The sequence below is a fragment of the Hymenobacter sp. M1-2 genome (assembly GCF_057808495.1).
Genome location: NZ_JBTYZO010000036.1, coordinates 1 through 10443 on the forward strand (window position 1 = coordinate 1; position 10443 = coordinate 10443).

General features: G+C 60.3%; 7 protein-coding genes. 4 read left to right on the forward strand and 3 right to left on the reverse strand.

Translation table 11 applies throughout. The features are described 5' to 3' along the window. Positions 1-194: 194 nt before the first annotated feature. The 3 genes from dnaA to ACYSMN_RS23975 all read right to left on the reverse strand — a co-directional run bounded on the left by dnaA (position 195) and on the right by ACYSMN_RS23975 (position 3625). Positions 195-1688, reverse strand: coding sequence for a chromosomal replication initiator protein DnaA (dnaA, locus tag ACYSMN_RS23965; RefSeq protein WP_488926460.1), 1494 nt, complete (start codon positions 1686-1688; stop codon positions 195-197). A gap of 154 nt (positions 1689-1842) precedes the next feature. Continuing rightward, positions 1843-2772: a metallophosphoesterase gene (locus ACYSMN_RS23970; RefSeq protein ID WP_488926461.1), complete on the reverse strand. Its 930-nt coding sequence runs from the start codon at positions 2770-2772 to the stop codon at positions 1843-1845. Between the two features lie 85 nt (positions 2773-2857). Continuing rightward, entirely contained in the window at positions 2858-3625 is a 768-nt protein-coding gene (locus tag ACYSMN_RS23975; protein WP_488926462.1) for a 5'-nucleotidase C-terminal domain-containing protein, read from the reverse strand. A 555-nt stretch (positions 3626-4180) separates the two neighbouring features. On the opposite strand from ACYSMN_RS23975, the gene ACYSMN_RS23980 reads away from it, so the two are divergent. From ACYSMN_RS23980 to ACYSMN_RS23995, 4 genes are all read left to right on the forward strand, one after another. Next, a complete protein-coding gene (locus ACYSMN_RS23980; RefSeq protein WP_488926463.1) occupies positions 4181-5962 on the forward strand; it encodes a methylmalonyl-CoA mutase family protein in 1782 nt (593 codons plus the stop codon). A gap of 355 nt (positions 5963-6317) precedes the next feature. Beyond that, positions 6318-8582, forward strand: a complete 2265-nt coding sequence (gene scpA / locus ACYSMN_RS23985) for a methylmalonyl-CoA mutase (protein ID WP_488926464.1) — start codon at positions 6318-6320, stop codon at positions 8580-8582. Positions 8583-8644: 62 nt separating this feature from the next. Next, positions 8645-9379, forward strand: a complete 735-nt coding sequence (locus ACYSMN_RS23990) for an AlbA family DNA-binding domain-containing protein (protein ID WP_488926465.1) — start codon at positions 8645-8647, stop codon at positions 9377-9379. Beyond that, positions 9376-10161 (forward strand): ATP-binding protein, encoded by a 786-nt coding sequence (locus ACYSMN_RS23995; protein ID WP_488926466.1) that lies wholly within the window; start codon positions 9376-9378, stop codon positions 10159-10161. The genes ACYSMN_RS23990 and ACYSMN_RS23995 overlap by 4 nt, the downstream gene beginning before the upstream one ends. Positions 10162-10443: the final 282 nt, after the last annotated feature.

Here is a 10443-nt window from a genome sequence, read left to right on the forward strand (position 1 = left end):
CACCTTTCGTTTTTTCTCCCGCAACATCCTCTAACCGAACTCACACCAAGCGTTTTAGACTTGCATCTTAGCCAGTTCGTGCTGCCAACCCAGGGCTGAAGCCTGGGCTATGGAGTAAGTGTCCGTTTGTCCTACAAGGGCACTCTTCCTGTTTTCGCTACCTAGCCCAGGGCTTCAGCCCTGGGCCGCTGAACCTAGCGGCCCGCGAATTTCTTGCGCAGCTCTACAATCTGGGCGCGGAAGTTCTTGTCGGAATCAATCAAATCCGATACTGTCTGGACGGAGTGGATAACGGTGCTATGGTCGCGGCCGCCGAAATGGTGGCCGATGCTCTTGAGCGAGTGGCTAGTGTGTTCCTTGGCGAAATACATGGCTACCTGCCGTGCCGTTACCACTTCTTTTTTGCGGGTTTTGGCCTTCAGCAGGTCCAGCGCCACGCCAAAATACTCAGCGCAGGTTTTCTGAATGAAGTCAATATTGACTTCGGCCTCCACTTCCTCAATGATGTGGCGCAGCGCCTGCTTGGCCATTTCGAGGTCGATTTCGCGGCGGTTGAGGCTGCTCTGAGCCACCAGCGAAATCAGCACGCCTTCCAACTCGCGCACGTTGGTATTCACGGAATGCGCCAGATATTCCACCACCTGCGGCGGAATGTCGATGCCATCCTGCTGCATTTTGTTTTGGATGATGGCCATGCGCGTCTCAAAGTCGGGGCTTTGCAGGTCGGCGGTGAGGCCCCATTTAAAACGGGAAAGCAGCCGGTCTTCCAGCCCCACCAAGTCGCGCGGCGGACGGTCGGAGGTCATCACAATCTGCTTGCCGGCTTGGTGCAGGTGGTTGAAGATGTGGAAGAACATTTCCTGCGTCTTGTCCTTGCCCGAAAGAAACTGCACGTCGTCCAGAATCAGAATGTCAACCAGCAGGTAGAAGTTGGCGAAGTCCGGCACCGCGTTGGCCCGCAGACTCTCAATAAACTGGTTGGTAAACTTCTCCGCCGACACGTAGAGCACGAACTTGTCGGAATTGGAGCTTTTGATGTGGTTGCCGATGGCCTGCACCAAGTGCGTTTTACCCAGGCCCACCCCGCCGTACACCATCAAGGGGTTGAAGCTGGTGGTGCCAGGCTTGTTGGCCACCGCGAGGCCAGCCGAGCGGGCCAGCCGGTTACAGTCGCCCTCGATGTAGTTTTCGAACGTGTAGCTGCCGTTGAGCTGGGAGTGCAGATAATTTCGGTCGATGCCCTTGCTGGCTTCAAACGGATTGCGCAGCGTAGCCGAAGGGGCCGGAGCTGCCGCCGCGGCCGCCACGTGCCGCGCCGACGACGACATGGGCCCAGTAGCTAACGCCGCGGCGGGCGTGGCCACGGGCGCCGGATCGGCCGACTTCCGAGCCGTGGGCAGGTTGAGCGTCCGGGGCTGGTTCTGGCTGTTGCCCTGGTCAACCACGATGCTGTACTCCAACCGCCCTTCCGGGCCCAGCTCCTGATGGATGGCCCGCTTCAGTTCCTCCACGTAGTGCTCTTCCAGGAACTCGTAGAAATACGTGCTGGGCACCTGAATAATGAGCACATTCTGCTGCAAATGCACCGGCACAATGGGCGTAAACCACGTGCGGAAGCTCTGCTCACCAATATTCGCTTTGATGACGCGAAGGCAATTCGCCCAGACTGTACGGCAATCCTTCAGCATCAATGAGTTAGTTACAAAAGAAGTTGGTGTGTAGGCAGAATAGCAGAGGCGCGAACGGGCCCCGGCAGGGCCCGTTTTTTCCAAAGGGAGACAAAAATGTGGAAAAGTCAGGAGAGAAAAAACCCTTTTTCCACTTGCATATGTCCAGCTTTTATCAGGCAGCTTGAATGGGCACTACCGATGCCGCTGCAACGCTCGGGCGGCGGGTACCTCGTTCAAAAATGTAGTCGAGCCGGCCCAGGTTGATGCCTGACCAGCCCACTTGGTTGATGAGGGTTTGGTGGCCGTTCGGGCCAGCTACCACGTCAGGTTTGTCGAGGAAGGTGTGGGTGTGGCCGCCCAGAATCAGGTCGATGCCAGGGGCGCCGGCCGCCAGCTTGAAGTCATCGACTTTCGCGCTTTCGTACTTATAGCCCAGGTGCGAGAGGCAGACAACCAGGTCGCACTTTTCAGGGCCGCGCAGCTTGGCTACCATGTCCTTGGCCGTGGCAATAGGGTCGAGGTATTTGGTGCCTCCGATGTTCTTGTCGGCCACCAGACCCGCCATTTCAATGCCCAACCCGAACACGCCGATGCGGTGCCCAACTTTCTCGAACACCTTGTAGGGCTGGAAGCGGCCGGCCAGAATGGTGTTGCTGAAATCGTAGTTGGCGATGAGGAAGGGGAAGCCGGCATTGGGCAGCTGCTTCTGCAAGCCTTCCAGGCCGTTGTCGAAGTCGTGGTTGCCGAGGGTGCTGGCGTCATAGGCCATCTGGCTCATGAGCTTGTACTCCACTTCGCCCTGGAAAAAGTTGAAGTAGGGCGTGCCCTGCCAAATGTCGCCGGAATCGAGCAGCAGCACGTTTGGTTCCTGCGCCCTGATTTGCTTGATGAGGGCCGCCCGGTGCGCCATGCCGCCCATGCCCGCCCACTGAGCGGCATTGGCCGGAAAAGGCTCGATGCGGGAGTGCATGTCGTTGGTGTGCAGAATGACCAGCCGGCTGGCTTTCGGGTCGGCGGCTACGGCGGGCAAGCTGCTCAGACCCAGCAAACCCACGCCAGCAGCCCCTACCCCAGTATGTTTCAGAAATTCGCGACGATTCATGTGTTCAATGAGGAATGAGGAAGGAAGAAAGAGGAATTAAGGTGGGTGCTTCAATAGCCAATTCTTAATTCCTCCTTCTTCCTTCCTAATTAACTTTCACCCGACCTTCTACTTTGGCTTCTACCAGTTTGCCGGCTTTGGTGAGTTCCTGGATATGGTCGGTGATGGCGGTGCGTAGTAGCACGCCGGTACCCCGGGGCTTGATGGGCTTGAAGAAGGTCAGCTGGTCGCCGCCACCGGCCAGGTAGTCGGAAATGGCGATGGTGTAGAGCCGGTCCTGGGCCGGGTTGAACTGCTGCCCGCCAATGCGGATGTCGGTGGCTTTGCCGTCGGAGGTGGCCGTGTACGTGGCGCCGGAAATGGCCATTTTCACGCGGGCCGCATAATTGAACATCTGCTGTACTACCTCACCGGACACTTCCAGCACCACCAGCTCATTCTCGAACGGCATCAATTCAAACACGGAGCCCGTGGTGATGGGACCGGCTGGCAACGGCGAGCGAAGCCCGCCGTTCGTCATCACGCTCAAATCCACTGGCTGCCCAATCTCGCGGCTGGCGCGGGTGCGCTGCAAGTCGGCCACAAAGTTGGCCAGCGGGGACTCACCCGGATTCTTGGTGATGGCCGCGGGGGCGGTGCCTAGTACAGTGGCCATTTGCTCGGTTACGCGTTGGCGGTAGGGCGCGATGGTCGCCAGGGCCGTGGGGTCGTCGGACAGGTCTTTGCCGACGGGCTGCGCCGTGACGGGAGCCAGTTGCGGCTTGGCCACGTAGCTGCCACGCTGACAAGCCGATGAAAAAGCCGCACTAGCCAGCAGGCTAAGCGCGACTATTCGGGAGCGAAGAAGTTGCATTAAGTAGGATAGGTACAGAGCGGACCACAAAGGTAGTCCGCCCGCCCGACTATCCGGCGCTCCAACCGTGCGAAACGGCAGCCACGCCCGACCTGCAAGGCATAGACGCCGACGAAAGCGCAATAGTTGGAAAAGCAGCTGGGGTTGAGGCCGCCAAACAAGCCTCGTCCGTGATGATATGTGATAATAGCCCTTACGCGCAGACGGCTTTTTTCCTGATAGCGCACCGCCAGCGGAGTAGTACGGCAACGAGTGCTGGTCCCCGGTCTGCCGGCTTTTCGCCGGCTGGCCGGTCGCCGTGTGCGACAAACGAAAGGTGCGGCGGAGAGCAGGTGCGGCCGGTCGGCTCGGAAGCAAGCCTACAGCGACAACGCGCAGCGAATTAGGTGATAGAGCGTTGTGCTGCTGGCGCAGATGGCAACCGGTCAGCTGCCGAAAAGCCAGCAGACCGGAGGGGCACACCCAATCCGTCCATGACAGTACGTGATAGCCTTTCGCCCCGCATCCGGTATCTTTAGCCCACTGAATTTCCCCTTCCCCACCAGTGCCTAGGTCATGTCCGACACGCCGCGTTCCGCGCCCGTTACCTTTTCAGAGTTTGAGCCCGTCACTACCGCTGCCTGGCAGGACCGCATAGCGCGGGACTTGAAAGGCGCCGACCCGGCCACCCTGCGCTGGACCACTCCCGACGGCTTTACGCTGGAACCTTTTTACCATCGCGAAGCCCTGGCGGCTCTACCCGAGCCACCAGTTCCGCTGGTTCGCGCCGGGGCTGCCAGTAACAGCTGGCGCAACGTACCCGCCTACCACGTGCCCGCCGCCGACAACGGCCACGCGGCTATTCGGCGGGCGGCCGAGGCGCTTACCCGCGGGGCCGATGGCGCGCACTTCGTACTGGCCGATACGGCCGCCTTCGACGTGGAATTTCTGCAAGCCCAGCTGCCACTGGCCGATACCTACGTTGGGTATTCGGTGACGGCCGCGCCGGCGGGGCTGCTGCGCCGGCTGCTGGCTACCGATACTGCTGTCCTGCGCGGCTTCTTGCAGTTCGATCCGGTTACCTGCCACCTGCCGGACCTGCCCGCCAAATACGAGGAACTGCGGGAAGCACTGCGGCTAACGCGCCACCTGCCCGACTTCCAGGCTCTCACGCTGGACACGGCGTATTTCGGCAACCGGGGGGCTACGGCTTCGCAGCAGGTGGGCTTCGCGATGGCTACGGCCGCCACCTATCTCAACGAACTGCCGGCCACTGACCTGACCGTGGCCGACGTGACGGCGGCGCTGCGGGTGCACGTGGCTATCAACCCCAACTACTTCTTCGAGCTGGCGAAGCTGCGGGCCTTGCGCCGATTGTGGGCCACGCTCTGCCACGCCTACGGCCTGCCACCCGAAGCGGCGCAGGTGCCCGTGCTGGCCGAAACCGCCTCCTGGAGTCAAACCACCCTCGACCCGCACACCAACCTGCTCCGCGTGACCACCGAGGCCATGAGCGCCGTGCTTGGCGGGGCCGATGTGCTGAGCGTGCGCCCCTTTGATACGCTGTTTCAGGCGCCCAACGAGTTTTCGGACCGGCTGGCCCGCAACCTTTCTATCCTACTGCGCGAAGAGGCCGCCCTCGGCACCGTAGCCGACCCCGCCGCCGGTTCCTACTACCTCGAAACCCTGACCGACACGCTGGCCCAGGAGGCCTGGGCGCTGTTTCAGCGGCTGGAAGCAGCCGGCGGTTTGCCCGAGGCGATGGGCCTGGCCTTGCAAGAGCTGCACCGGGCCGCGCAGGAGCAGTTCCGGCGCATTGCCAGCGGCGAGCAGGTGGTAGTGGGCACCAACCGTTTCCACAATCCGCGGGAGCAATTCAGCTTCAACCCCAAGCGCCTCTTGCGCAGCCGGGAGTTCGACTCTACCCGCGCCACCTACCCTTCCGAAGTACTGCGGCTGGCCACCAGCATGCACTTCGAACGACGCGAGAAAAAGAAGAAGCAGGCGGCCGTGGTGCTGCTCGGCACGCATACCAATCAGCTCATTATCGAGTCGTTTTTGCGGCTACTGCCGGCTTCTGAGCGGCCCGAGCTGCGGGAGGCGCACCCGGAAGGCACACTCTCGGTGCTGTATTCTTCGTCGGAAGCTGCTACGCTCATGTATGCTACCCCGGAGCAGTTCGGGCAGTTGTCGCGCTACCTCTACCGGGTGCCCACCGAAGTTCCCTTCGTGCCCCCCGCCCTGCTCACCTCCGACCTCGCCACCCTCCAAGAAGCCGTGCGCGTATTCGGCTTCCAGGAATTCAGCGTGCAAGGCTACAGCACCGAAGACGTGCTGGCGCGGTTGCAGGGGAAATAGGTTGTTCTAGCGGGAGCCTCACCCCCCGGCCCCCTCTCCAAGGGGAGAGGGGGAGCCAGACGCAGAGAGTATATGCATCACTATAAAAAACCTAGCCTCTGCCACCTCAGTTGCCCTCCTTCCCTCATCAATAATATTCTCTCCAGCAAAGGCTAGGGCTTTTTCCTACTCTTGTAGCGGCTCCACACATATCATCTCATCACCTATCGTGCTTCACCCCTACCCATACGTCTGGCTCCTCCTCTCCCCTTGGAGAGGGGGCCGGGGGTGAGGCCACCCGCTAGAACAACCTTATTCCTATTCCTTGCTCCTAAATCTGAGCTAAATCACCCCCTCCCACCTGTCACCCCCACCCATGAAACCCGACTTCTCCCGCATAGCTTACAACGCCGCCCCACTGCCTGAGACGCCGGCAGCAGAACCAGCCACCGTTACGCCCGAAGGCATTCCGCTCAAGAGCCACTACACCGCGGCCGATGTGGCGGGGCTCGACCATTTGGGCTTTGGGGCGGGAACAGCGCCGTACCTACGCGGACCTTACGCCACCATGTACGTGCAGAACCCCTGGACCATCCGGCAGTACGCGGGCTTCTCGACGGCGGAGGAAAGCAACGCCTTCTACCGCCGCAACCTCGCGGGTGGGCAGAAGGGCCTTTCCGTGGCCTTCGACCTGGCTACGCACCGGGGCTACGATTCTGACCACCCGCGCGTGGTCGGGGACGTGGGTAAAGCAGGCGTCGCCATCGATTCGGTGGAGGACATGAAGATTCTCTTCGACCAGATTCCGCTGGATCAGATGTCGGTGTCGATGACCATGAACGGGGCGGTGCTGCCGGTGCTGGCTTTCTACATTGTAGCGGCCGAGGAGCAGGGCGTGACGCCGGACAAGCTCGCTGGTACCATTCAGAACGACATTCTGAAAGAGTTCATGGTGCGCAACACCTACATCTACCCGCCCGCGCCGAGCATGCGCATCATCGCCGACATCTTCAGCTACACGGCGCGGCACATGCCCAAGTTCAACAGCATCAGCATCTCGGGCTACCACATGCAGGAGGCCGGCGCCACCGCCGACCTGGAGCTGGCCTACACCCTCGCCGATGGCCTGGAGTACGTGCGCGCCGGCCTCGCGGCGGGCATGACCATCGACCAGTTTGCGCCGCGTTTGTCGTTTTTCTGGGCCATCGGCATGAACCACTTCATGGAAATTGCCAAGCTGCGCGCCGGCCGTCTGCTGTGGGCCAAGCTGCTCAAGCAATTCGAGCCGCAAAACCCCAAGAGCCTGGCCCTGCGCACCCACTGCCAAACCTCCGGCTACTCGCTCACCGAGCAGGACCCGTTCAACAACGTGGCCCGCACCTGCGTTGAGGCGCTGGCCGCCGCGCTGGGCGGCACCCAGAGTCTGCATACCAACGCCCTCGACGAAGCCATTGCCCTGCCCACCGACTTCTCGGCCCGCATTGCCCGCAACACCCAGCTCTACCTCCAGCACGAAACCGACATCACCCGCGTGGTAGACCCCTGGGGCGGCTCCTACTACGTGGAAACCCTCACCCACGAGCTGGCCGACAAAGCCTGGGCCCTCATCCAGGAGGTGGAAGAGCTAGGCGGCATGGCCAAGGCCATTGAAACCGGCTTGCCCAAAATGCGCATCGAGGAAGCCGCCGCCCGCAAGCAGGCCCGCATCGACTCCGGCAAGGAAATAATAGTGGGCGTAAACAAGTACCGCCCCAGCGAGGAGCAGAAAATCGACGTGCTCGACATCGACAACGCTGCCGTCCGCGAATCTCAAATTGCCCGCCTCAACAACATCAAAGCCGAGCGCGACAACGCCGCCGTGCAAAAGGCTTTGGAGGCGCTGACAGAGGCGGCCTCACCCCCTAGCCCCCTCTCCTTCAGAGAGGGGGAACTAGCTGCTAGTTCTAATCTGGAGGCAGCCGGTGCGGATCAGTCGCCAGAAATACTCTCAGAGAAACTAGAGTTAGCAGCTAGTTCCCCCTCTCTGAAGGAGAGGGGGCTAGGGGGTGAGGTTAACCTCCTAGCTCTTGCCGTAGAAGCCGCCCGCCACCGCGCTACGCTGGGCGAGATTTCGGATGCCTTGGAAAAAGTGTACGGCCGCCACCAGGCTACTATCCGCTCTATTTCGGGCGTGTACTCTGCGGAAATGGATTACGACGAAGAATTTGCCAAGGCCCGCCGCGCCGCCGACGACTTCGCCACTCGTGAAGGCCGCCGCCCGCGCATGATGGTGGCTAAGATGGGCCAGGACGGCCACGACCGGGGCGCCAAAATCATTGCCACGTCCTTCGCCGACGTGGGCTTCGATGTGGATATCGCGCCGCTCTTCCAGACCCCCGACGAAGTGGCCCGCCAGGCCGCCGAAAACGATGTGCACGTGGTGGGCGTGAGCAGCCTTGCTGCCGGCCACAAAACCCTGATTCCGCAGCTGCTCGCCGACCTCAAGCAGCTCGGCCGCGAAGACATCCTCGTCATTGCCGGCGGCGTCATCCCGGCCCAGGACTACGATTTCCTCTACAATGCTGGCGTGGCGGGCGTGTACGGGCCAGGCACCGTCATTGCCGTGGCCGCGCAGGAGATTTTGCAGAAGCTGGAGGAGTAAGTATAGTTCTTACTTCTTTTGACAACGAACGGCCGGAGCTTCCGGCCGTTCTGCTTATCATCGTGCTATGGCTTTCCATCAATATCACCGAGCTACTGAACGGCAGTACCGTAGAATGGGAACGGCTGGAGTTTAAGGCTGGCTGGAACCCCGAAGATGTACTGCACTCTATTTGTGCTTTCGCCAACGACATCAACAATTGGGGTGGCGGCTACATTGTGGTAGGTGTCCAAGAACAAGACGGGCGCCCCATACTGCCGCCGCAGGGCCTGCCGGCCAACCAGCTGGATAAGATCCAGAAGGAGCTGCTGAATCTGTGCTACCAACTCACGCCACACTATTTTCCAGTGGCGGAGCCAGTGCAGTACCAAGGCCGCTGGTTGCTGATTATCTGGGTGCCGGGCGGCCAGACTCGACCCTATAAAGCCCCCCTATCGTTGGGCAAGGACCACAAAGGCCAGAAAGTATACTGGGTACGGCACTTCGCTGCTACCGTGCAGGTGCGCACCGAAGCCGACGAGCAGCACCTGCTGGAATTGGCTGCCAAAGTGCCCTTCGATGACCGCATCAACCACCAGGCGGAGCTGCGCGACCTGAGCCCAGTCCTCATCCGTGACTTCCTGCGTGAAATCAACAGCAGCCTGGCCGAAGAAGCCGAAACAATACCTTTCGCTGACCTCTGCGAGCAGATGCGCCTGGTAAGCGGGCCGCCGGAGTACAGCAAGCCACTGAACATTGGCTTGCTCATGTTCAGTGAGCAGCCGGAGCGCTTCTTTCGTGGGGCCATTATTGAGTGATTGTTTACCACGATGAAGTTGGCGACCAGTTCACGGAGAAGCGCTTTACGGGGCCCCTGCACCGGCAGCTACGGCAGGCGTTGGAATATTTGCGCAACCAGATACTACAGGAAGCCGTGCGAAAAGTATCGGGGCAGGCGGAAGCACGGCGCTTTTTCAACTATCCGTACGATGCCGTGGAAGAAGCCTTGGCCAATGCCGTGTACCACCGCAGCTACGAAAGCCAGCAAACGATAGAGGTGAGCGTGCGCCCCACGCAACTGGAGATTCTTAGCTACCCCGGCGCCCTGCCGCCCGTCACGCCCCAGATGCTCATGCAGCCGCGCATCGTGGCGCGCGACTACCGCAACCGCCGCGTGGGCGACTTCCTGCGCGAGCTGCACCTCACGGAAGGTCGCGCTACTGGATTACCTAAAATCCGTCGGGCTATGCGGGCCAATGGCTCTCTAGACCCCATTTTTTCAATGGACGTGGCGCATTCGTTTTTCCTCACCACGCTGCCCATCCATTCTGAGTTTGTTACCCAAGTGTCGGCCAAATCCACTACACGAGTACTAACGATCCGGGAGCTTCAGATTTTACGTTTCTGCGAGCAACCTCGCAGTCGTAAGGAGATTTTGACACACATTGGCCTTGGAGCATCGTCCGCTAATTCGATCCATTATATCGCCCCATTACTCGAAGAAGGCTATTTGCAGTTCACGCTACCAGATTCTCCCAGGAGTATTAGGCAAGCCTATATCGTAACTGCGAAAGGAGCTGAAGCCTTGTCCAACTCATAAGCTTGCTAACCCAAGTTGCGGCATGGCCGCGTAGCGGCGACAGGTTTGTAGCCTCAAGTCGGTTCTGGGAGTTGCGCCGCGTAGCGGTGCCAGATCGGCGGGCGTCTCTGGCACCGCTACGCGGCGCAAGGTTATTTTAGACCTGATTTTCTACAATCCTTGAGCCGCTACGCGGCTACTTCGCAACTTGGGTTTGCTACAAACAAGTTGTCAAGATGGTAGTGTCCGAGTGCATGATACTCTGATAAGTAGCGTAGGACGTTTCAAATAAATAATCATTGT

What these genes read in the sequence shown, in the direction of transcription:
- ACYSMN_RS23980 (WP_488926463.1), top strand. Translation starts at nt 4,181, where the DNA reads ATGTCCGACACGCCGCGTTCCGCGCCCGTTACCTTTTCAGAGTTTGAG.
- scpA (WP_488926464.1), top strand. Translation starts at nt 6,318, where the DNA reads ATGAAACCCGACTTCTCCCGCATAGCTTACAACGCCGCCCCACTGCCT.
- ACYSMN_RS23975 (WP_488926462.1), bottom strand. Translation starts at nt 3,625, where the DNA reads ATGCAACTTCTTCGCTCCCGAATAGTCGCGCTTAGCCTGCTGGCTAGT.
- dnaA (WP_488926460.1), bottom strand. Translation starts at nt 1,688, where the DNA reads ATGCTGAAGGATTGCCGTACAGTCTGGGCGAATTGCCTTCGCGTCATC.
- ACYSMN_RS23970 (WP_488926461.1), bottom strand. Translation starts at nt 2,772, where the DNA reads ATGAATCGTCGCGAATTTCTGAAACATACTGGGGTAGGGGCTGCTGGC.